This is a genomic window from Shewanella glacialipiscicola, assembly GCF_023283485.1.
Lineage (GTDB): Bacteria > Pseudomonadota > Gammaproteobacteria > Enterobacterales > Shewanellaceae > Shewanella > Shewanella glacialipiscicola.
Genome location: NZ_JAKILU010000030.1, coordinates 1 through 21,665, shown reverse-complemented (window position 1 = coordinate 21,665; position 21,665 = coordinate 1). Strand labels below are relative to the sequence as shown.

Here is a 21,665-nt window from a genome sequence, read left to right as displayed (position 1 = left end):
TTCAGTAAATATTAACGAGGCTTACGATAGAAATGCTCAACAGCGGCAACCCATTCGAATAGTTAACGAATGGGTCACCGCTTAGATTAAAAACCCCTGTCTAAACCGGTTAGAAAGATAACGCTGCCCTATCAAAAATGCCTACCAGCACCAGATATAGGCAATAGCATCATTTAGGCATTGATTATTTTCACTTATAATAGGTAATTTGTTACCCAAATCACCAAAATACAAATGAAAGTGATTCGCAATAGTGTTATCGTATGTGTACTTTACACAAACCACCGAAAAGACCATGCGATTTAATTTACTTCCCCTTGCTGCCGCGATTACTTTGGCGTTAACCCCTTTAGTGGTTTTAGCCGAAGAACAATCAACAACTGATACCAATACTCAAAACATCGAAAAAATCTCCGTAAAAGGTAAGTACACCGTCAGTAAGACCATAGATACGGCGACGGGCCTTGGGTTATCACTGATGGAAACCCCACAGTCGGTATCGATTTTAACGGCTGAGCGCATTCAGGATCAGGCACTCAATACCGTAGTTGATGTTGTTAATAACGCAATAGGATTATCTTCGTCTAAAACGGACAACGTCCGTAATGACTTTAGTGCTCGCGGGTTTTCAGTACAAAACTATCAGATTGATGGCGTACCATTATCGTGGAGCTTAGGCGGCGATGCGGGCGAGACAGTGTCTGATGTGTCACTGTATGAGCGCGTTGAAGTGGTGCGTGGTGCAACAGGTTTACTCACGGGGGCGGGCGATCCGTCCGCTTCAATCAATTTGGTGCGTAAACATGCTGATAGCACTGAACTTCAGGGCAATATTGATGTTGCCACAGGCAGTTGGGATAAAAAGCAGATCACCGCTGATGTCTCCAATGGGCTGAATGACAGTGGCAGTATACGTGGTCGCATGGTGGCTAAATATGTTAATAGCGACTCATATCAAGATCTCTATCAAGACCGTAAGACCATTCTTTACGGTGTAATCGATACCGATATTACTGATAACACTATGTTGCGCGTGGGTGGCAGTTACAACAACAATAATCCTAAAGGAGCAATGTGGGGCGCATTACCTGCAGTATTTAGTGACGGTATGGCTACCGATTGGGATGTATCAACCACGACAGCAGCAGACTGGAGCCGCTGGGAAACGACCAACATCAACTATTTTGCTAACTTGAATCATTACTTCAGCAATGGTTGGCAATTGGTAGCCAACTATAATCGTATGGAGTATGAAACAACCAACAAAATGATCTATATGTCTGGTTTACTTGATAAAGAAACCGGTGCCGGATTAAGTGGCCAGCGTTATCACAGCCATGGTGAGAGCAATTCTGACAATGTCGATTTCCAGCTCAAAGGGGATTATGAACTGTTTAATCTTCAGCATGAAATGGTCGTTGGCGCCCTATACAGTAAACAAAAATCCTATGCGGATACCTATGAGCCTATCCGCGACGATATGTCTGGTTGGGATAATAAGCCGGTAGATAATTTCTTTGACTGGGGAAACACGGCATTTACAGAACCACAGTGGTCAACTAATGCTAATCGTCAGATGGACATGGAAACAGAGCAAAAAGGTTTTTATGCGGCAACGCGATTGACGATCACTGATGACTTAAAGTTAATTGCTGGTGGCCGTATTTCAAGCTGGAACCGTGAAGGTGTTAGCTATGGCACAGTGACCGACTTTGGTGATAACGGTGTATTTGTACCCTATATTGGTGCCTTATATGACCTTACCGAGCAACATCGTATTTATGCCAGTTATACCGAAATTTTCAACCCACAAAACTATAAAGATATTAACGGTGATTTTCTCGATGCACTCGAAGGTCAAGCCTATGAAATTGGTCTAAAAAGTGCTTATTTAGATGATCGTCTGCACACCACTGTAGCACTATTCCAAATCGAGCAAGATAATCTCGCTACCGAAGCAGGTACAATCACCATTGGTGGTATACCGACGACTTATTACAAGGCGGCTCAAGGGACTGAGAGTAAAGGCTTCGAGCTAGAAGTGGTGGGTGAGCCTGTCGATGGTTGGGACATCACCGCAGGATATTCGCAATTTAAAGCGGAAGATGCTGCCGGTGAACGCGTTGCGACAACGAGCCCCAGTAAGCAGTTTAAACTATTTAGCACCTATCAGTTTGTTGATCTATTGCCTGAGTTAACCGTCGGTGGTGGCGTTAACTGGCAGAGTGATAGTTATTCTGAAAGTGCTGTGACAATTAAACAAGATGCTTATTCGCTAGTCAACTTGATGGCGCGTTACGACTTGGCCGACAATATGGATCTACAACTTAACGTAGAGAACCTGTTCGATGAAAAATATTATGCCTATATGTCAGCTTCTTCTGCAGCATATAGCGTTTACCACTATGGTACACCGCGTAATATGACCGTAAGCTTTAATTATCGTTTCTAAGCTGTTTGCTAACATAACGTCGTGGCAGTTCTACTTGCCACGACGTTATGTTACACATTTAAAAGATGCCCCGCTGAATTAATTATGTAATTACATTTCCTTAATTAGCCTACGACTCATCGCGCTGACACAATAGTCCCACATTAACGCTTTACATCCGTCTTTACTGATCATCTCTGGTTGTTATGTTGATAACCGCGGTTACCGCTCAAATATTGCTGTATTAGTAGGCCTGCTTATACATGTATTATCAGGAAGTGCGAGTATTCCTCAGAAGATTGTGAACCGAAATGTTCATTTACTTAGGTAAGTTTGGTGACCTATCACACTTAAACTAGGATTATCTTTGTATAGTGACAAGTGCTAATGAACCTCTGCTTGCTGATATCCGTTTCGGGTATCTTTTTGATGCACCTAAAAGAACCTGTAAAATAATGACAGGACATTCAGTAAAACCCTATAGTGTTTCGATTCACCTAATTGATAGGACAGTGATCCCCATGACAACTAAAATTATATTAGACACAGATCCCGGTATTGATGATGTATTTGCGATTCTATTTGCAGAAGCGCATCCAGATATTGAACTTAAGGCGATTACCACGGTTTATGGTAACGTGACCATCAAAGATGCGACTCATAATGCCCTTTACCTTAAACAGAAATACCAACTGAATGCCGATATTGTCACTGGCGCGAGTAAGCCTCTCATTCGTCCTCCTGTTGGCCCAACGGTGGTTGTTCACGGTGAAGGTGGCTTTGGTGATGTAAAAGTGCCTGCTGAGGTAGAAGGTCAAGCCGATCCTCGTCCCGCATATCAATACATTATCGATGCATTGAAAGCTGAGCCAGGTGAAATAACCTTGGTTGCCATCGGCCCGTTGACCAACCTTGCTTTAGCACTTCAAGCCGATCCGACGATTGTGGATTTGGTGAAAGAAGTCGTCATTATGGGTGGCGCTTTTGGTGAGAATGATCACCGTGGTAATGTCACGCCGTTTGCTGAGGCAAATATTCATGACGATCCCCATGCTGCAGATATAGTACTGACGGCCTCGTGGCCTTTAGTCGTTATCGGTTTAGATGTTACAGAGCAAAGTTTTTTTACACGTGAATATCTTGATCAATTGCGTGATGATGCAGGTGAAGTAGGGCAGTTTATTTGGGATGTTAGCCGTTATTATTTAAAGTTTTATATTGAAAAAGTGGGCCTAGAAGGTTGTCATGTGCATGATCCATCGGCGATTGCCTATGTGATTAATCCCGCGCTATTTACGCTTAGAGAAGGCCCAATACGGGTTGTTACCGACGGTGTTGCAGAAGGCATGACCATTCAGAAATTTGATGGCCGCGTTTATTTGCATGATGAATGGATGGATAAAGCCTCGCAAAAGGTCGGTGTAGCGGTAAAAGATGCTGAGCTATTAGCACTCTACCGTAACAGCATTATCGATTATGCAGCCCGTTTGAAATAAGCGCTTAGAGCAGATTGATAGTAAAAAAGCCAGTCAGTTAATCACTGACTGGCATTTTTTATCTATTAATTTGTAGCCGCAATTTCGTGAGCACTAATGTCATGGGGATAAAAGTACACAATACATTTAGCATTACGTACTCTTTCGCGTTTTATGCATCTACACCTTAGGCATTGAGTCTTGCAGCAACGAGCGAGGCATCGGGCATATTTGCGGCGCCAAAGCGCTCGACAGCTAATGATGCATAAGCATTGGCATATTTAGCTGCTTGATGCAGCGTTTTGCCTTTAGCAAGCTCAGCAACTAGCGCCCCGTTGAATGCATCTCCAGCGCCCGTGGTATCGACCACTGCACTTTTTAGTGCATCAACTTGTGTAAACTGGCCGTTTTCATAGAGTAATACGCCATCACCCCCTCGCGTTATCACCACCGAGGTGACACCTAGTGCATTGATCGCGATAGCGGCCTGTTTGGCACTGTCTAAATCGGTCACTTCTATCCCCGTCATTAATGACGCTTCGGTTTCATTCGGGGTGAGCATATCCACCAAAGGCAGTAATTCTGGGATTCTATTGTGATAGGGAGCCGGGTTTAGGATCACTTTGGCGCCATGCTCTTTGGCAATTTCCATAGCTAATTTGATGGCATCAAAATTGGTTTCAAGCTGAGTTAAAAATAATTCCGTATTAATAATGTGCGGTTTGGCCGAATAGATGTCCTCGGCGGTCATCGTCATATTGGCGCCTTCGTTCACCGCAATCATATTTTCACCAGCCTGTTCACTCACATAAATCAGGGCCGTGCCAGTTGGGCTGGTGGATGATTCAATAATAATGGTGTTGTCTATACCGGTACTGCTTAAGTGTTGGCGCGCAAATTGGCTAAATTGGTCGGTACCTATTTTGGCCATAAAGGTAATGTTTGCGCCATTTTTAGCCGCTGCATAAGCTTGGTTAGCCCCTTTACCACCGGCGCCAATGCTACTGCTACTTGAATGCATAGTTTCACCCGGTTGGGGAAAACGCGCTAAATTGGCAACGATATCAACATTGAACGAGCCAAGTACAAATACATTATGTTTCATCTTTTTTAATTTACCTTGGTTTGAATCGATCTCTACACTGCTAGATAGCGAATGGTGTTGTATCAACTCCGCTAACATGGCATCAAAGCTGTACTTTGTGATATCCAATCCCGCAGATAAAGTGACACCACCATGAATGCGTTTTACCAGCGCGTCTTCTTCTAGTTTAACGAGATCACAACGAACCGTTTTGGTGGTCACAGCAAGTAAGTTGGACAGTTGTAGATTCGACAGTTGTTTATGTGTACTAAGCAACTTGAGAATAACAGCCCGTCTTTCGTTTTGACTTAGTTTATTCATAATAGAATATAGCGCTTCTGCTGAAAAAGTTGTGATGAAGATGATAGCTTAACATACCAAACGAACGACCTGGTTCGTTTGGTGACATTGTTATCGCCTTTAGATTCTATGGGGTTTTGTGAGCGATTTGGAGCTAAGTGAATGACATAAGATAAGCTGAGTAAGTCGCGTATAAAAATTATCGATATCGTAAAAACATTGACTCTCTGAATGAATAAGTCCTCAATGTGATGGGTTAATATTAGCTAAAAAGCTAAATCACATAGAGGACTCTTTACTATAATGTTTTATCTAAACTTAGGTTAACGAGGATTAATCATCGTTGCCTATGCCCATAAGGTGCAATAGTGCGATGAAGAGGTTTAAAAAGTCCAAATATAGCGAGATAGTCGCGCGGATATAGTTTGTTTCACCGCCGTTTACAATCCGGCTAGTATCAAACAGGATAAAACCTGTCATTAATAATGCTAAACCGGCGTTAATTGCCATAAAGGCAACGCTATTACCCATAAAGATATTAATCACAGCGGCGGCAATCACCACGATTAAGCCTGCGAATAAAAATCCACGTAGGAAAGAGAAATCTTTCTTAGTGGTTACCGCATAGGCGGATAGCGCGATAAAAATCACTGAAGTTAATCCCAGTGCCTGCATAATCAGCTGTGGACCATTTGCCATACCAGCATAGTGATTCAGCATATAGCCCAGTGATGCGCCTTCCATACCGGTAAAGGCAAATACCCAGAAGATCCCCGCAGCAGATTCAGCTTTACGCAAAGTTACAAACAACAACACCAAGCCACCAATCGATAAACCAATCGAGACGAGTGGACTGATATTTAACGCCATTGCCAATCCCGCGCACAGGGCAGAGAAGGCTAATGTCATAGACAACAGCATGTAAGTATTTTTAAGAAGCTTATTCACTTCTAATGTTGAGGCACTTGTCGAATATAGAGTTTCTTGTCTCATGTTGTTCTCCGTTAACACATTTCCTAACTGTACATTTTGATTTTCTACAGCAAATTAAGTTCCCGTAAAATCCTAAAATGAATCTGATGAGTATCATAATAGCGTACCTGAAATACGGGCGAAAGTCATCGCGCTTAGTTCGCTACAACAGCATACTGAGTTTAAATCAAACTTAAGCTAACCACTCTTTATGTAATTTTTCTGTATCGCCTAAATACTCAAGCACCCAAGCCAGTGCCGGTGACATTTTGTCCGCATTCCACGCAAGGCAGCAAGGGCTTATTTGCCTAGGGTTTTCAAGCTGTTTCTCGATTAAGGCGCCCGCTTTAATAAATACACTCGCCAAATGCACGGGCATATAACCAATACCTAAACCCTCGCGGAAACAATTAATGGCGCGGATCCAATCTGGCACCACTAATCTGCGTTGATTTTCCAGCAGCCAAGTCATCCGCTTAGGGATTTCTCGTGAAGTATCTTCTAAACAAATCGAGGGAAAAGGGCGCAACTCATCGTCTGTTAAGGGGCGATCAATATTAGCTAAGGGATGATTTTTGCTGACCAGAAATGCCCACTCTATTTGGCCCATATCTTTATATTGATAAACACCACCGACCGGAATAGCCGTAGTCGCGCCAATCGCAATATCACTGCGGCCTGTAGCCAGCGCTTCCCATACACCGTTAAATACTTCGATGCGTATAATTAATTCAATATCATGGAAATGACGATAAAAGTCAGCGATCAGTACACTTATCCTGTCAGCCCGCACAATATTATCAAGCGCTATAGATAAAGTCGGTTGCCAACCATTCGCCACGCGTTGTGTTCCGCGTTTCATCTCATCCATCTGCGTGAGTAGCGTTCGAGCATATTTAACAAAATGCTCACCCGCAGGGGTTAACGTCACGCTACGATGGTGGCGTTCGAAGAGAATAACGCCGAGTTCTTCCTCTATTTGCTTAACTGCGTAACTCACGGCAGAGGGCACCTTATGCAGCCGATGCGCCGCCGCGGTGAAACTTCCTACATGAGCCACAATGTCAATGAGTTCTAGCGTTTGTTCTGAAAGCATAACCGGGCGCCCATTCCAATGAAAATTATTGATAACATATGTCAAAAATAAACGTTTCCCATGGATTTAACAAGCTATTAGACTGCCGGTCTTAGTCAATCTGACACGATTATTTTATGAAAACGTCTAGTAACACCTTTGCAAACATTAAATTCTTTATGTTTCTTTTCTATTTAGCCATGTTGAGTATGCTGGGTTTCATTGCCACTGACATGTATCTTCCTGCGTTCAAAGCAATTGAAGGTTCATTTAATAGTACACCATCACAAGTTGCCATGTCGTTGACATGTTTCCTTGCTGGTCTTGCGCTGGGACAATTACTCTACGGGCCTTTAGTCAACAAAATAGGCAAACGTTGGGCACTCATCTTTGGTCTGGTGGTCTTTGCCATTGCCAGCATCTTTATTGCCAACAGTGACTCTATTTTAATGCTCAATACCGCACGCTTCTTCCAAGCAATTGGCGCTTGTAGTGCAGGGGTTATTTGGCAAGCTATTGTTGTTGAACAATATGATGCAGATAAAGCCCAAGGTATTTTCAGCAATATTATGCCACTGGTCGCCTTATCACCGGCACTTGCACCTATTCTTGGGGCATTTATTCTGAGTGAGCTAGGTTGGCGTGCAATCTTTATCTCTTTGTGTATTATCGCGTTTTTATTGCTTTTAATGACGTTATATTTTGTCCCAGGTAAGACTCAACATCAACACAGCGAGCACACTGCCGTATCTTATTGGCATATTTTGAAAAACACCCGTTATGTCGGTAACGTTGTGATTTTTGGTGCCTGTTCGGGTGCATTCTTTGCCTATTTAACCGTTTGGCCGATTGTTATGGAGCAGCATGGTTATCTGGCAAAAGAAATTGGTTTAAGCTTCATTCCACAAACCATAATGTTTATTGTTGGCGGTTATGCGAGTAAGTTGCTGATAAAACGTGTTGGTGCTAATCAAACTCTAAATATTTTGCTATCGGTATTTGGCGCCTGTGTAATCTCTATTGCATTGTTTACGTTAGTGTTCCCTGCAAGTACTATTTTTCCACTGCTAATATCGTTCTCTATTTTAGCCGCAGCCAATGGGGCAATTTACCCTATCGTGGTTAACAGCGCACTGCAGCAATTTAGTCAGAACGCCGCCAAAGCAGCAGGACTACAGAACTTCTTGCAGATCAGTATCGCTTTTGGTGCATCTAGCTTAGTGGCCGTGTGGGCAAGCCTTGGCGAAGTCGCAATTGGCTGGGGAATTTTAAGCTGCGCTGTCTTAGTGATAGCGGGCTACATTCTTAAGAGTCAGCAAGAATGGGGCGATTTTGCTAAACATTTCACCAAGCCTGATACTGCTCGCGTAGGCATAACGCCAAATGTGAAACAAAATCCAGCAGATTGAATGTAATACCAGCACTTGATGCATAATATTGAGTTAGTGCTTTACAGCTAATAAACTAACTTATATTATGCGTCTCGTTCGGAGGGGTGGCAGAGTGGTTTAATGCACCGGTCTTGAAAACCGGCGTGGGTTTATAGCCCACCTAGGGTTCAAATCCCTACTCCTCCGCCATATTAAATACGAGAGAAGCCGTTGATTATCAACGGCTTTTTTTGTTCGTGGCGTTTGAGAGACTCTCCATGAGGATTGACTCAGACAATGTATCTTTATCGCGCTCCCAACAACGTGTACTTCACTCGTATCTGTTTAGCCAAATCCTTACGCGATATCGGCTTTCCTTTCGATGTTAAAGTCTCATTATTAACTCGTGACCGCTCTGAAGCGGTTATTCGTAACATTGATGTCGCTGGAACTCTCAAAAAACTGATTAAATCGATTGATGAGCACACACGCATTAATGATTTTATTCGTTACGTTGATGAGGTGATTAATCAGCTACGCACACAATTCGCGCAAATAGACCGTCCTAGCTCGATAATTCCTCAACGGCAGAGTAAATTAACGCCTGCGCGCGAGGTTGAGGTTATTCCGCCCAAACCTCAAATCTGCTTCAACGAGGCTCTCACGCAGTTTGTCGCGTCAAAACACAAGGCGGGCATTCGTTTATTGTCGGTAAAGCAACTGACCCAACGCATTGAACACTTCATCACATTTACTTCCGCTACTCAGGTCACCCACATCACCAGTGCCGATGCGATGCAGTATCGGGATACGTTATTAACGCAAGGTCGCAGCTATAAAAGTAATAAAGAGTACTTAGCCGCCACATTTCAGTTCTTCAAGTGGTGCAAATTAATGAACTATTGCACTCAAAACCCATTTGAAAGCGTGACGATAGGGCAAAAGCCGAAAGCAAAGGCGAGCGATGCAAGGGACAGATGGTCAACGCTGGAGCTTAAGCGCTTATTTGATAGTGCAGAGTACCGCGTAAGTGACGACGACTTTAAGTGGGTGACGCTGCTGATGCTCCATAGTGGCTTAAGGCCGTCAGAAGCGTGCCAGTTGCGCATTAGTGACATTAAATCGGTAAATGACTCAACGTATATTGCAATCAGTGAAGGGGGTCAAGGTCAGCGCCTTAAAAACATCAATGCGGTGAGGGAAGTGCCGATACACGCCAATTTATTGAAACGCGGCTTTATGGCCTTTGTTGCTAGCAGAGCACACCAAAATGGTCAGCTGTTTGGTTATAAACAAGTCGGGCAGACGGAAGACTGGTCATATCAATACTGTAAACAGCTTTCAACGTTACAAACAAAGATAGGCATGAAACCTAATGCACGCCCTACAGCCTACTCATTCAGGCACACCTTTATCGACAGCATGAAGCAATTAGATATTAGCGAGCATATCGTGGCGCAGCTTGTTGGCCACGCGAATCCAAACATCACCTACAGCCGCTATGGTAAAGACATTAATGTGAGCAGTTTGAGCCAATACATCGCCAAACTAACATACGATATTTGATGTCCGGTTGGTGTTAATAGCTAAAGTGACGCACTGAATTGTGCATTGCCTCATTTGGCAGCAACCGTGCCAAACGAGGCACAAACGCAGTCAAAACTGTCAACATTTCGCTACAGCAGAGTGCGAGTCAATATCGAGTGTCAATACATTCGCAGTCACTGAGTGCGAAAAATAACAGACAAAGTAAACAACTGTTTCAAACGATGACTAGCTAACCGCTTAACCTTAAATGCTCTGCAGCCCATGATTCATCAGCTATAGGGTAGAGTGGAGTAAAATCTTTCGCTCTCACTGAGTGCGAAATTAGTTTGTAAAAAAGAGTGAGCAAGTGATTTTAACTGGAGCGTTATGTGAGATAGTTGAAGCATTTAGAAGGAGCCGCCGTGCTAAGATACCTTCTAAACAATACCGTAAGATTCGGGGGCTATATGCGTTATGCGAGTAAGAGATATAAAGCGAAATTTTCCGCGTTTCACAAAATAGCGCGCTCTAATGATATGTCCATTGAATTATGGCTGGAATTAAAAAGAAGATGCTCAGAATTAAAAGAGTTTAGGTGTTTACGAGACAAGGAAGGTCAAATTATTATTTGGGAGCAGTTAAGTATCGATGACGATATGGTGACTTTTCCAATGCAAACACTCAAAGGAACACCTTTGAATGTCTTAAGCGTCTGCTTTAATGCAGAATCATTTTTTGCTAACCGCAGATTAAATTTGAATCAGATAAACCGATAATTGCTATAATGCGGCTAACCAAAATTAGTTCCTTGGATTTGTGATGACTAAAAAAAACTTAACTGAAAAAGAATTGCTAGAAAGTATGACTTCTTATACAGCACATTCAGATGAACTTAGTGAAGTCAGTATTAAAGAATGGACTGAAATGCTAGAAAAAGCTGAACTAATAGCGTTAAACGACGCCGACTTCGAAAAGTTTGTAACATATCTGAGTTCAGAGACAGAGCCAGCCAAGGTAGAAGCTCTCAAAAAACTGTTTAAACTAAAAGCGCCTTGGGAATAAACCGAGGCATTTTTGCCCCGAAGAGAGTTAATGTTGTTGCTCAATCGAAACATATTCACTTCGGTTTGTTGTAGATATTTCTAATATCACATGATTTGAAGGAATCTAAAACGGTGACCAATATTACTTAGCCACTACACACAGGCTGCTTAGAAAGCAGTATATCATTTTTGATATACTCCACGTATGTTCACCGCCACAGGCGGCTAGAGGTCTTTTTTATTAAATGGTTTAACCATTTTATTGTCCATGTATTCAGCAAGCGATATTCCCCCGACAGTTCCTTCTGAAACATTCACAAAGTTCCAGGTCAGTTTTTAAAAGACTCGACAGATGCTGCCTATAAAGCGCTAGGCGTAAGTTAAACAGAAACGTTTTAATTCTTATCATGAAAAGTTATGGGATCTAATTGGCTTACAGATACAAATTTCATATGATGAGATTATTGAGAAGAATTTGATTACCTCTACATGGTTGTCGCTTTTTCGTTATATTTGTTTGTTTTAAGTTGCTAAACTCAGGTTGATCTCTTTACTGATAACTACTAATTAACGTAATCAAGTGTGGAGATCACATTTTGAAAATATAATGAAGATAAATCCATTTTGCTATTGACAGAAAAAATGAAACTTGTAAAATGATTTTGATCTTTCTTTATCACATATATTTATATATGTGATGGCTATATATATATACAATCAAGAGCTAACCCAGACCTTACTGAGCTGGGTTAATTAAATTCTAGCGTTGTTTGCTAGAATTTGGTAAAACAACAAGAAAGAGCTTTCATTGAGATCAATAAAGAGCTTTAAAAAGTTTTTTTTGAGATCAAAGAATAGAGGCGTAAAATAAAATTTTTTAATTTTTTAATATTTTATTGACGACAGTGTTCCTCAGTTTTTAGAAATGCAGTATAGACATTACCCGCCTCATTTAAATATTTTTGCATTAGTGAAATGCTGCGACCTAGCGGATCCCTTCGTAATTTAGGCCTGCCACATACACTGGACCTTAAGCATTTAAGTGTCGCCAAATGTCATCCAAGCTATTGTCTTTCCTTGATTTTGCCTGTTGACTGCGTTTGCACGTTTTGCCTATAAATTCTATCGCCCACGCTGCGTCAGCCTCAAGTTGACTTTTGGCCTGTAACGCTAAGGATTTCATTATCGGTTCAAACCAGCCTATCGGTGTTTTCGCCATTTTAAACATCGACAATCTCAGGGCCACTTTTTGCGCGGCGGCACGGCATAGATAACGCTTCAGCAATAAGCTGAGCAGGCTAGACCAGATCAATTCTTCCACGAGGTGAGGCTGAACAGTACTAAATCGTTTGAGATTGTTATGACTTTTCCATTCCTTAAATAACAGCTCCACCTGCCAACGCAGTCGATACAGCTTGCTAATATCTTCGGTACTAAAACGGGGGCGCGGCAGGTTGGTTAACCAGCACAGGTAACGATTATCTTGCTGATGCCAAATAGCGACCATGCGACATGAGTAATACTTCCAAGCCACATCCAAGTCAAGTACAGCACGCTTGCGGCCCTTGCTCCTCAGTACTTCCTTCAGCGGTTTATTGGCCAGTTTGTCGAGTATTTTTCCTTTCGCATCTGTGGCTTGCATTACGTTCGGGTTGAGGTGTTTACCTGCACGCATCAGAAAATAGCCGCCGTGACGGGTTAAGTTTGCTAGATAATCCAGATCCATATAGCCAGCATCGGCCTGCAATAGGGTATCCATCAGCGTTTCAGCTTTAGGCAGATACGTGCGCTCAGAGGTGCGGTCTGGCGTCAGTGTCAGGCTGACAGGTTGCTCAGATAAGAGTGACATCGTCATATGACATTTGACTCACGCCGGCGATGGCAACACAAACCGATTGGGGTAAATCTCTGCCAGTTCGGGATGCAGCACCACAGACGAACCATCCTGAATAAGGATATCCTTGAACTGGCTCAGTTTTGCAGGCAGTGCCTGTTTGAACGGTGTCCGCAACAGTGCCATCGCCCTGCAGGTGACACGTTGAGTAAACAGAGCAAACTCTTTTTTACGCAACTGATTATGAAAGGGTTTATAAGCGACATTCAGCGTTGCATCCATGCCAATACCATTAAAGCTACGGTGAAGCGTAGCGATAGAGTCAACGGACGCCTCTCCCATGGCAGAGACCAAGCTGGTCAGTAGTGGTAAAGGCTGAATGGCCCGCAATCGACGGCAAAATCCCAGTTCTTTGGCGGTGTTATTGAGATAACTTTCATTGAACAGTTGGCGTAAACGCTCGGATATGAAATTATGTTGCACGGCTCTTCGTCTGTGTGGTTTTGTTTGGCGACTAAATCAGATCACAGCAAGAGCCATTTTGCTATCTATTTCATAGGATTATTCTTAAGATCCTGTCTATGAGCATTGCCACAACTAATCGAGAAGCCGCAGCGTGATTGGCTGTTCAAAGTCACAAAGCAAAACAGCAAGCAGCCAGAACGTGATCAGTGTTTGCTGGCGTTCTTCTTCGGTTCAGCGTGTAGTACACTCGAAATCAACCGCATCCAGCTCAAAGACGTATTGAGCAAGTCAGGGAAGCTAACCAAGTTATACACAGTCAGAGGCGCAGAGCGCGAGTTTTATTTGTCTAGTGAACGCTTGCGTGAGTATCTAAACCAATACCTGACATATCGCGTTAAAAATCGCATTGGCTTGGGGAACAATCCAGACCAGTACCGCAGCCTAGATCCTGATACAGCTTTGTTTTACTCATATCAAAACAGATCATTTTCAATCGTTCGCAAGCATACCTCCGCTGGCAGTGATAGCTATTCGTGTGACGCGCTAAACCGTCATATCAAGATGCTTTTAAGGAATGCAGGCACTGAGTCGCCTAGTGTGCTTTCAGGCCGTAGAGCGTTTGCTGTTGAGCTGCACCGCCAAGGGTACGATATAGCCCATATTCATTACATGTTAGGTAATAAGACACTTGAGACAACGCACAAACTACTGATCCAATAGTAATGGGAGAAATTGCGAAAAATTCCTTCTAAACCGCTAGCATATGGTTGACATATGCTAGCAACCCCATATATTGTGCATATGGTAAACATATGCTTGAAGGGTGATTATTATGAGAACAGTATCAATATTTAAAAATGGTCAGAACCAAGCGGTTCGATTGCCAAAAGATATGGCCTTTGATGGCGTGAATGAACTTGAAATCCTTAAAGACGGGGACGTAATCACGTTGCGTCCAATTCGCCCTGACTGGCTGTCATTCGCAGTGCAAGAAAAAGCTGATGATGACTTTATGGTTGATCGTCAAGACGTGGTTACTGATGAAGGGCGCTTTAATTTTGAGTAAGAAAATTAACTATATGCTCGATACGTGCATTTGCTCATTCATTATGCGCGAACAGCCTTTATCTGTACTGCAAAAGCTACAAGTCGCAGTTAATAAACAGCACCGTATTGTGATCTCAGCTATCACGTATCAAGAAATCCAATTTGGCTTGATTGGTAAAAAGGCATCACCTAAACATGCTGTATTGGTCGCAGAGTTCCTAAAACGTATTGATGAAATCTTAACGTGGGACAAAGCCGCTGTAGACGCTGTTACAGCGATAAGAATTAACCTCGCAGTCAAGGGGACGCCGATCGGCAATAACGATGCGGCCATAGCTGGACACGCTCTCTCTACTGGCTGTGTTGTTGTGACAAACAACGTGTGCGAGTTCCAACGTGTAGACGGACTCGTGTTTGAGGATTGGGTACAGTAACCAACGGAAATTGATTAAATTAAGGGAATTAGAATGACATTAGTGATTAAAAAAATCTTGCAACAGGGGTAAATAAAGTATTTATTGATAGTTTATTGGTCGGTGTTTTTGAGCAAATGAATACAGATAATGAACTCTATTCATTTATGACTAAATGCTCTCACGATAAACTGACAGGTGATCACTATCTTATAATAGGTGAGCACTTAAACAAACTCAATAAATCTGCTGTTGACAATGAAAATATATTCACACTTAAAATAAGTGAAAATGCTGAAAATGCTGAAAATTCAAAACTTGTTAATGCGCTTCTTAGTTTGAAGTAGCACGTAGTAACCTACGTTAGGGAACCTATGATTAAGTGGGTAAAGGACTTTTTTGATAACGGAAAATAGGGTATGAATTTAGAGAGTCTTTAATTGGAAATGGCTGATGCCGAAAAGCATAGACCTAGATCTGAATTGAATTTAGTCTCCTAAATGCTGATTTTAAAATAGCGTTGTAATTTAATAATAGTCGTCCTGTGGATGGATACAGTTGTTCGAGATCGAGCGAAGTGAGTTTAGATGTCTGCACCCCTTCCACATACAGTCAGGTTAAAAAAAGCAGGCCATAAGGTCAAAACATCTGATGGTGTTTCTGTCGATGTATTTGAGCTTCAAATAGATCATAGTGCGGTTCTAATTCTTAGTGCTTGGGCTAAGTCATTTCGAGAGCACTACTGCCTTGACGTACAGATAGACAGACTCCGAAGGGGCACAGGCTAGACGGGTGACACCACCGCGGTGAATTTTGACGTGGGGTTTGATAAAGAAAAGAACCAATGGTGTTACATCGAAACATCACAATAATTCTTGCCAGTTACCTAACAACGCCTATAATCACTGTATATAAAAACAGTGGTGTTAACTATGCGTATTATCCCCATCTATGCCAGTGCCGGTATCACTGGCTTCGAAAGCCCAGCAACTGAATATAGTCAGTTGGGTCTGAGCCTTGATGAGCTGTTAGTTGTGCATCCCAGCGCGACCTTTATTGGTGTCGCAAAAGGTGATTCAATGCAGGGCGTGGGCATTTTTTATGGCGATATATTGATTGTTGACCGTCAGGAAACCGCGCGTCATGGTGATGTCATTGTTGCCAATTTCAACGGTGAATTTGTATGTAAAATCCTCGATAAAGCCAATCGCATGCTGCTGTCATCGAATGAACAACACCAACCACAGCCTATTCACGACTACGATAGCTTTACGATTGAAGGTGTTGTTATTCGTTCTGTTCGTTGCCATCGCCAAAGTCCATTATTAGCGGACATCTGATGTTTGCCTTGGTAGACGCCAACAGTTTTTATTGCAGCGCCGAGCAGGTATTTAGACCTGATTGGCGTGGTAAGCCAATGATTGTGTTGAGCAACAACGATGGCTGCATTGTAGCGGCAAACAAGCAAGCGAAAGAACTTGGGGTTCCTAAGTTTGCGCCATACTTTCAGGTCAAAGACCTGTGTACAAAACTTGGTGTCATTGTTTGTTCAAGTAACTATGAACTTACAGTTGGGAATTTTTTTAGATGCCACATGTTGGAATTTTTCATGATAAATAAATTAGACGAAGAGAAGATAGGTAGTTACAGTTTTACTGTTTGTCTGGATATCTTGAAAAAGTAGATGGATGAACGCGTACCCCTTGAGCAAGGCTTATCAGTGTGAATAACGGATGATTTAGGTGTTAATATGATTGAGCAGAATAAGTCGTTTCCAGATGACTTCGGTTTTGACTACTGTCTTATATGGATTAATAGTGATAAATATCCCTCATTTATCAGTAAGCCACACCCTGACAGTGGCGAAATCATCCATGACGTTAGGGATAACTCAAAACCGTTTGCTCATGAACTTCCAATTTTAATAGACCTCGATGGCATCAATGTGGTGCCGGTTAATCTATATCTTCACTCTTTGTTGGCAGACCCTGATATATCCTCAGATAAAACAATTCAATCTCATGCAGTTGCGCTATTGAGCTTCTATCGGTGGCTGAATACGGAAATCCCCGAACATACTCACCCAAGGACAGGACTGCTGGTTGATAAAAAATGTCCGTTAACAATATATGACTGCACCGACAAGGTAGAGGAAAGTCCAATCGTGAGATATCGAGACTATTTACTGGAAAACCTTTATACCAGGGATGAAAATGGAAAAGTTGGTGGTTCTCCAAGTACAGCTTCTAACTATGTTTTGAAAGTTGTTAATTACTTCATCTTCCTTCATCGCCAGCGGATCATTTCAATCAGCAAAACCTTTCGACCATTTGAGTTTAAGGCAAAGACTGTTCGCATAAGCAGCAAAGGAAAGAGATCTCAGCATGAAATGCTCTCACATCTTAACCGCTATCACAGTAAGGAGATTACTGTATATACCACAGGTCTCACTAAACCATTTAAAAGCATCAAAAAACCTCAAGAAGCTGATCTCAGAGAACTTAATCCACTTCGTGAAGATGAAAAGCAAGAGCTTTATAAATACCTTGATGTTGGAAACTCGACTGATACTAAAGCTCTCATGCTGTACGTAAAGACTGAAACGGGATTGAGATTGGAGGAATTGATAACATTTCCAGCCTCTGTCGTGGACAAGCCAAAAGCTAAAGTAGTTAAAGTGCAAATTGGTGAGAACATTAACGGTTGTTTAACCAAATTTAAAAAAAACAGATCAATTGAAATCCCAGCTAAGGTTATGGAACTGCTGTACGAGTACAAATTGAGTAAGGGGAGAAAGAAGGCTATTCAAAACGGACTACTTCGCCATAACCACTTATTCGTAAAATCAAATGGCAATATCTATGCTCCAAACACCATTCAAAAGTATGTGGAAACTATCCGTAACGATTTAGCACACTGTGGGCTTGATATTTATTTTTCCTCTCATGATTTACGTGCCACTTTTGCAACCGACTGGCTATACGGCAAACACATGGAAACAGCTAAGCCCTTCGAAGCCTTGTTACAGGAGTTAGCTGATTTGATGGGGCATGAAAGCACAGCTACCACCCAAAAATACGTTAACTATATGAATGACAATAAAACATGGTTGGAATTCTCTCAGCGTAAAAATAAATTCGCACAACAATCGTTGAGGTGATTACATGGCCAAAAGTCGATTAGCAGCATCAAGAAATCAAAATAAATTACCCACTCCGCCGATTACTAAGAATAATGTTACTTCATTAGATTTGAACGTTGATATACGGCCAGAAGGGAAGCTGAACAGCACAAAACACAATTTTCTTTATTGGTGTCATGAACAGTGTGATCCAAAAAAACCATTAGCTAAGCCCTCTCGATTAGAAAAAATGCAAAAGCTAAAAAGATGGGTTGATCAAGAGAAGAAAAATGAAACCAATGCATGGTCTCTAGTGGTTAAATTAAGCGCTTTAAAGGCTTATATAGCATTTTGCGACATTAAGAAGTTCGCCCCTTTTAGTCAGGCTGGATACCTTTCTTACGCTGGTAACTCTGGAGAGTTACGGCGCTTAGTTGATATTGCTAATGAGCCTAAAAAATATCAGTTTCAGTATCATAATGGCGAAGAGTTTGGTTTGTTGGAATTTTCAGCTCTTCAAAAAAAGATGAATCTCGACTCGCTACTTCCAATACTTGGTTTTGATGTGTCAGACATGCAAGCCACGCTCAAGAGCTTTAATGGTGAGATTGTAGATTTTGCTACACAACCTTATACATCAAGAGAATGGTATGCACTAGTTAGACGCACTCAGCTTCTCTTTTTCTCTTTGGCAACTCAACTTATTGCATATAAAGAAGAAAATCCTGATTCTCCACCACCTCAACATCTCGATAATATTGTGGTTGAAAGAAAAGATAACCGTGACATCACGATTACACTTGGGAGAAAAAATTGTTCAGCGTTAGATGGCTTAGCGAGTCCTTTTAATCAATGTATGGCAGCAGCTTACACTCTGTTTGCCTATTACACTGCATTTAACGACTCAGTGATTAGACAAGTTCGCCACCCAATTAAATTTGTTACGCCAAATAAAGATAGTCGGACATCAAAAGTTGCTCAAGTCCGCGCTTATAAAGGCCGCGCTTCAAAAGATGTAAAAGCGTTATTTTCAGGCACTGAGGAAAACTCTCATCCCGAAGCCAAAGACGATGAAGCTGGGTTTATTGTCGCTGACATCAATAAGCGCGACTCTGTCGGAGAAGCTGACGGAATCACCTTTCTTCGAGCACTCGAACTCCTCTCGAAAACCTACAGCGAAGACCCTTATGACACTCTGATATATTTCCTCAATAGCGAAGGTGATAAAGGCAAAGTTGATGTATCTGGAGCTTCATTCCAATTATCAAAGAACCTAAATTTGCTTTCTGAGAGCAGAGCTGAGTTGATCGACCATCTAGTAAAAACCTATACCGACATTGTTGAAGATCAAAAGATGACTACGTTTAACAAGATTAAACGAGATGATGGTGTACACACGATGGAATCAAATGTCACCGATCTTAATAAGCAAGTTGTAACAATAAGAACAATGCCGATTGCTTACGCAGCGCTGTCATGTATGACTGATGTTTCACTGCGGAACGCGCTGATACCACTTAATTATTCAGAGAAAGATTTCGATGGAGCGATCACCGTTTCTTTCAAATACGCTGATGGCTCGTTAGGTGAGTTCATTATTGCAGCTAAATACAGACATTTTCTTCAATTGGTCGAACGCTATGCTGCGACCAGAAACCCTTTACCTAGAAAAAATTATGGTTTTGGTGGGGGGAGTTCAACAACCAGACTGCCTTACTTACTACCGATGGGTGGTAAGCATGTTACTTATCAGTGGTCAGAGGGTGAGGTTCCGATTCGCAAAATTCTATTAAATTTATGTGGTATTGGTCGCGGTGATTACTTTCTAAATATTACAGCCAGTAGGATTCGTATTACTCATTCTAACTTAGAGTATAAAGCAGAAGAAAAAGGGTGGACAGCCCGAAAAATTTTGCAGCACAATATTGAAACAACGGAAAGACATTACCCCAACGGTCACCCTGTTTCAAACAACAGGCAAATGTCACAAGGGATGATGGGGTTAGTCTACATAGCCCAAGGTAAGAGCCGCAGTGAAGCTATAGAATCAGTTAAGAAAGAATTGGAAATTCCCATCTTAGAATACGATGTTTGGAAACAACGTAATGCTCCTACAAACCCCAACGGCATTAGCTGCGACGGGGAAATCGATTTGGTGTCCGAGAAAGATTGGCACTATACAGCACGCAAGTTCGCAGAAAAAAAAGGGATTATTGAAGAGGGTCAAGATATTACCTGCTATCAATACGATCTTTGTGTCTTTTGCAGAAGTGCCAAACTCGTTGATGATCCCTACGCTATTTATAAACTATTGAGCTTTCTCGATGCGTTAAGTGAAGCTATTGACCAATACCCAGAACGCGCTTCGGTAATTCAATTAAAGATAAATCGCTTTCAAGCTAACCTTGACGGCCTCCCATTAGAAACCATTGAACAAGCTGAGTATTTGCTCGAAGAAAAAGGGCGTTATCCACTTTTCAACTCGTTATCTTCCATTTCCCAATTTCTATAAGGACTATATCTATGCTGTCTTTTGAAAACTCACAAGATATGGATTCAACCTTAGATACCATGCGTTCGATTGGTGATAGAGGCGACTATTTACAACAGGAACTTCTCCCTGCACTACTGCGAGGCGATTGGGAAGAGTTAGATAAAATGGTGGTCTATCAAGATCAAAAAAAAACCATCTTGTTTGGCGAGGATATATGGGCGTTTAGATATTCTGACTACAAAGGGAGTGGGATCGCGAACTTGATTTTTAACATTGAGCCAAAGCAAGAAGAAAATGTCATTGTACTTCATCAAAAAGGGCGTCACATGCTTAATCAAATGAAGTGCGTAGCATTAGCAGAGATGTGGTTTTCTGTAAAACATACAGAACTGGCTTCAATTAATAATAAAAAAAACTCTCTTCGAAAGGATATTGCTCAGCTAATCAAACGTGGCATCAATTCGTTTGAGGAATTGAATCAAGAATATTTAGAAATTTTGGTTTCTGAGGGATGGTATGATATTTCTAGAAGCTATTGTTTTATAGGGTTGAATAACCTTGTCCACTTGAAAGGGCTGCTGCCTTTCAAGGTCAACTTTTCACATCAAACCCATAAGATACATAACGTGAATTCTGATGCGCAAAACGGAAAAGTGGTGATTCCCCCACGAATCTATTTTGCGGCATTAAAAGAGTACAGTGAAGACATCGTAAAAGCCTACGGGTTAAGAGATGAAATAGAACAAGCTGTTGAGCAGATGATTTCGCTTTATGAGAATGAATTAGAAAGAAAAATCCTGAGGATTAGAAAAGGCTATGGCCATAAACCTAGTGACAGCTACGTAAAACCATGGGAACAATTTACGCAGGCGCTCAACAAAAATGGAATAACCTTAGTGGATAAAGGTGAGGATCCTCGGTGGCCCCCTGTGTCAGGATTGTTGTCACCCCTAAATAATCATTATGTTTAAAGACAGGGTGCGGCAAAAGAGAACGATATGGCTCGGTATTCAC

Annotated in this window: 18 protein-coding genes, 1 tRNA gene and 1 pseudogene; 15 read left to right on the top strand and 5 right to left on the bottom strand. The window is 41.9% G+C overall.

Going from position 1 to position 21,665, the window contains the following annotated elements; translation table 11 throughout:
- Positions 1-295 precede the first annotated feature (295 nt).
- Positions 296-2,452: a TonB-dependent siderophore receptor gene (locus L2717_RS16460; RefSeq protein WP_220774858.1), complete on the top strand. Its 2,157-nt coding sequence runs from the start codon at positions 296-298 to the stop codon at positions 2,450-2,452.
- Positions 2,453-2,952: 500 nt separating this feature from the next.
- Positions 2,953-3,927 (top strand): nucleoside hydrolase, encoded by a 975-nt coding sequence (locus tag L2717_RS16455; protein WP_220774856.1) that lies wholly within the window; start codon positions 2,953-2,955, stop codon positions 3,925-3,927.
- A gap of 166 nt (positions 3,928-4,093) precedes the next feature.
- Here L2717_RS16455 and rbsK read toward each other — a convergent pair whose 3' ends face one another.
- From rbsK to punR, 3 genes are all read right to left on the bottom strand, one after another.
- On the bottom strand, positions 4,094-5,311 hold the full coding sequence (gene rbsK, locus L2717_RS16450) for a ribokinase (protein WP_220774857.1): 1,218 nt from the start codon (positions 5,309-5,311) through the stop codon (positions 4,094-4,096).
- Positions 5,312-5,623: 312 nt separating this feature from the next.
- On the bottom strand, positions 5,624-6,283 hold the full coding sequence (locus L2717_RS16445; RefSeq protein ID WP_220774859.1) for a Bax inhibitor-1/YccA family protein: 660 nt from the start codon (positions 6,281-6,283) through the stop codon (positions 5,624-5,626).
- A gap of 172 nt (positions 6,284-6,455) precedes the next feature.
- A complete protein-coding gene (punR, locus tag L2717_RS16440) occupies positions 6,456-7,358 on the bottom strand; it encodes a DNA-binding transcriptional activator PunR (RefSeq protein WP_220775199.1) in 903 nt (300 codons plus the stop codon).
- A 116-nt stretch (positions 7,359-7,474) separates the two neighbouring features.
- Here punR and punC point away from each other — a divergent pair, with 116 nt between their 5' ends.
- The 4 genes from punC to L2717_RS16420 all read left to right on the top strand — a co-directional run bounded on the left by punC (position 7,475) and on the right by L2717_RS16420 (position 11,296).
- Entirely contained in the window at positions 7,475-8,746 is a 1,272-nt protein-coding gene (gene punC, locus L2717_RS16435; RefSeq protein WP_248938111.1) for a purine nucleoside transporter PunC, read from the top strand.
- 80 nt (positions 8,747-8,826) lie between these two features.
- Positions 8,827-8,917: transfer RNA gene (locus L2717_RS16430), tRNA-Ser, on the top strand.
- 87 nt (positions 8,918-9,004) lie between these two features.
- Positions 9,005-10,273 (top strand): tyrosine-type recombinase/integrase, encoded by a 1,269-nt coding sequence (locus tag L2717_RS16425; RefSeq protein WP_220775003.1) that lies wholly within the window; start codon positions 9,005-9,007, stop codon positions 10,271-10,273.
- A 780-nt stretch (positions 10,274-11,053) separates the two neighbouring features.
- Entirely contained in the window at positions 11,054-11,296 is a 243-nt protein-coding gene (locus L2717_RS16420; RefSeq protein WP_220775001.1) for a type II toxin-antitoxin system TacA family antitoxin, read from the top strand.
- A gap of 1,011 nt (positions 11,297-12,307) precedes the next feature.
- Here the strand turns inward: L2717_RS16420 and L2717_RS16415 are convergent.
- Positions 12,308-13,132, bottom strand: coding sequence for an IS4 family transposase (locus L2717_RS16415; RefSeq protein WP_220775064.1), 825 nt, complete (start codon positions 13,130-13,132; stop codon positions 12,308-12,310).
- A 12-nt stretch (positions 13,133-13,144) separates the two neighbouring features.
- The gene (locus L2717_RS16410; RefSeq protein ID WP_220775063.1) at positions 13,145-13,594 is read right to left on the bottom strand and encodes a hypothetical protein; all 450 of its coding nucleotides are present in this window, start codon (positions 13,592-13,594) and stop codon (positions 13,145-13,147) included.
- Positions 13,595-13,699: 105 nt separating this feature from the next.
- Here L2717_RS16410 and L2717_RS16405 point away from each other — a divergent pair, with 105 nt between their 5' ends.
- The 9 genes and pseudogenes from L2717_RS16405 (at position 13,700) to L2717_RS16365 (ending at position 21,622) form a co-directional block, all read left to right on the top strand.
- Positions 13,700-14,296 carry a tyrosine-type recombinase/integrase gene (locus tag L2717_RS16405; RefSeq protein WP_220733437.1) on the top strand — a complete coding sequence of 199 codons (597 nt, stop codon included), beginning with the start codon at positions 13,700-13,702 and terminating at the stop codon, positions 14,294-14,296.
- A 112-nt stretch (positions 14,297-14,408) separates the two neighbouring features.
- Positions 14,409-14,642 (top strand): type II toxin-antitoxin system VapB family antitoxin, encoded by a 234-nt coding sequence (gene vapB, locus L2717_RS16400; RefSeq protein ID WP_220733436.1) that lies wholly within the window; start codon positions 14,409-14,411, stop codon positions 14,640-14,642.
- Positions 14,635-15,057, top strand: a complete 423-nt coding sequence (locus L2717_RS16395) for a type II toxin-antitoxin system VapC family toxin (protein ID WP_246611813.1) — start codon at positions 14,635-14,637, stop codon at positions 15,055-15,057. The genes vapB and L2717_RS16395 overlap by 8 nt, the downstream gene beginning before the upstream one ends.
- A gap of 116 nt (positions 15,058-15,173) precedes the next feature.
- Positions 15,174-15,383 (top strand): hypothetical protein, encoded by a 210-nt coding sequence (locus L2717_RS16390; protein WP_220733435.1) that lies wholly within the window; start codon positions 15,174-15,176, stop codon positions 15,381-15,383.
- A gap of 585 nt (positions 15,384-15,968) precedes the next feature.
- Entirely contained in the window at positions 15,969-16,376 is a 408-nt protein-coding gene (locus L2717_RS16385; RefSeq protein ID WP_220775178.1) for a LexA family protein, read from the top strand.
- Positions 16,376-16,603 (top strand): annotated as a pseudogene (locus L2717_RS16380) (Y-family DNA polymerase); the annotation flags it as partial. The gene L2717_RS16385 and the pseudogene L2717_RS16380, both read left to right, overlap by 1 nt.
- 183 nt (positions 16,604-16,786) lie before the next feature.
- Positions 16,787-18,196, top strand: coding sequence for a tyrosine-type recombinase/integrase (locus L2717_RS16375; RefSeq protein ID WP_248938110.1), 1,410 nt, complete (start codon positions 16,787-16,789; stop codon positions 18,194-18,196).
- Positions 18,197-18,200: 4 nt separating this feature from the next.
- Entirely contained in the window at positions 18,201-20,669 is a 2,469-nt protein-coding gene (locus tag L2717_RS16370; RefSeq protein WP_220774941.1) for a hypothetical protein, read from the top strand.
- Positions 20,670-20,680: 11 nt separating this feature from the next.
- On the top strand, positions 20,681-21,622 hold the full coding sequence (locus L2717_RS16365; protein WP_220774940.1) for a hypothetical protein: 942 nt from the start codon (positions 20,681-20,683) through the stop codon (positions 21,620-21,622).
- Positions 21,623-21,665: the final 43 nt, after the last annotated feature.

Excerpts from the sequence above, each read along its gene's own strand:
- L2717_RS16370 (WP_220774941.1), top strand. The coding sequence starts at position 18,201 with ATGGCCAAAAGTCGATTAGCAGCATCAAGAAATCAAAATAAATTACCC.
- L2717_RS16390 (WP_220733435.1), top strand. The coding sequence starts at position 15,174 with ATGAATACAGATAATGAACTCTATTCATTTATGACTAAATGCTCTCAC.
- punC (WP_248938111.1), top strand. The coding sequence starts at position 7,475 with ATGAAAACGTCTAGTAACACCTTTGCAAACATTAAATTCTTTATGTTT.
- L2717_RS16415 (WP_220775064.1), bottom strand. The coding sequence starts at position 13,132 with ATGACGATGTCACTCTTATCTGAGCAACCTGTCAGCCTGACACTGACG.
- L2717_RS16385 (WP_220775178.1), top strand. The coding sequence starts at position 15,969 with ATGCGTATTATCCCCATCTATGCCAGTGCCGGTATCACTGGCTTCGAA.
- L2717_RS16425 (WP_220775003.1), top strand. The coding sequence starts at position 9,005 with ATGTATCTTTATCGCGCTCCCAACAACGTGTACTTCACTCGTATCTGT.
- L2717_RS16420 (WP_220775001.1), top strand. The coding sequence starts at position 11,054 with ATGACTAAAAAAAACTTAACTGAAAAAGAATTGCTAGAAAGTATGACT.
- punR (WP_220775199.1), bottom strand. The coding sequence starts at position 7,358 with ATGCTTTCAGAACAAACGCTAGAACTCATTGACATTGTGGCTCATGTA.
- L2717_RS16365 (WP_220774940.1), top strand. The coding sequence starts at position 20,681 with ATGCTGTCTTTTGAAAACTCACAAGATATGGATTCAACCTTAGATACC.
- L2717_RS16455 (WP_220774856.1), top strand. The coding sequence starts at position 2,953 with ATGACAACTAAAATTATATTAGACACAGATCCCGGTATTGATGATGTA.
- rbsK (WP_220774857.1), bottom strand. The coding sequence starts at position 5,311 with ATGAATAAACTAAGTCAAAACGAAAGACGGGCTGTTATTCTCAAGTTG.
- vapB (WP_220733436.1), top strand. The coding sequence starts at position 14,409 with ATGAGAACAGTATCAATATTTAAAAATGGTCAGAACCAAGCGGTTCGA.
- L2717_RS16445 (WP_220774859.1), bottom strand. The coding sequence starts at position 6,283 with ATGAGACAAGAAACTCTATATTCGACAAGTGCCTCAACATTAGAAGTG.
- L2717_RS16375 (WP_248938110.1), top strand. The coding sequence starts at position 16,787 with ATGATTGAGCAGAATAAGTCGTTTCCAGATGACTTCGGTTTTGACTAC.
- L2717_RS16460 (WP_220774858.1), top strand. The coding sequence starts at position 296 with ATGCGATTTAATTTACTTCCCCTTGCTGCCGCGATTACTTTGGCGTTA.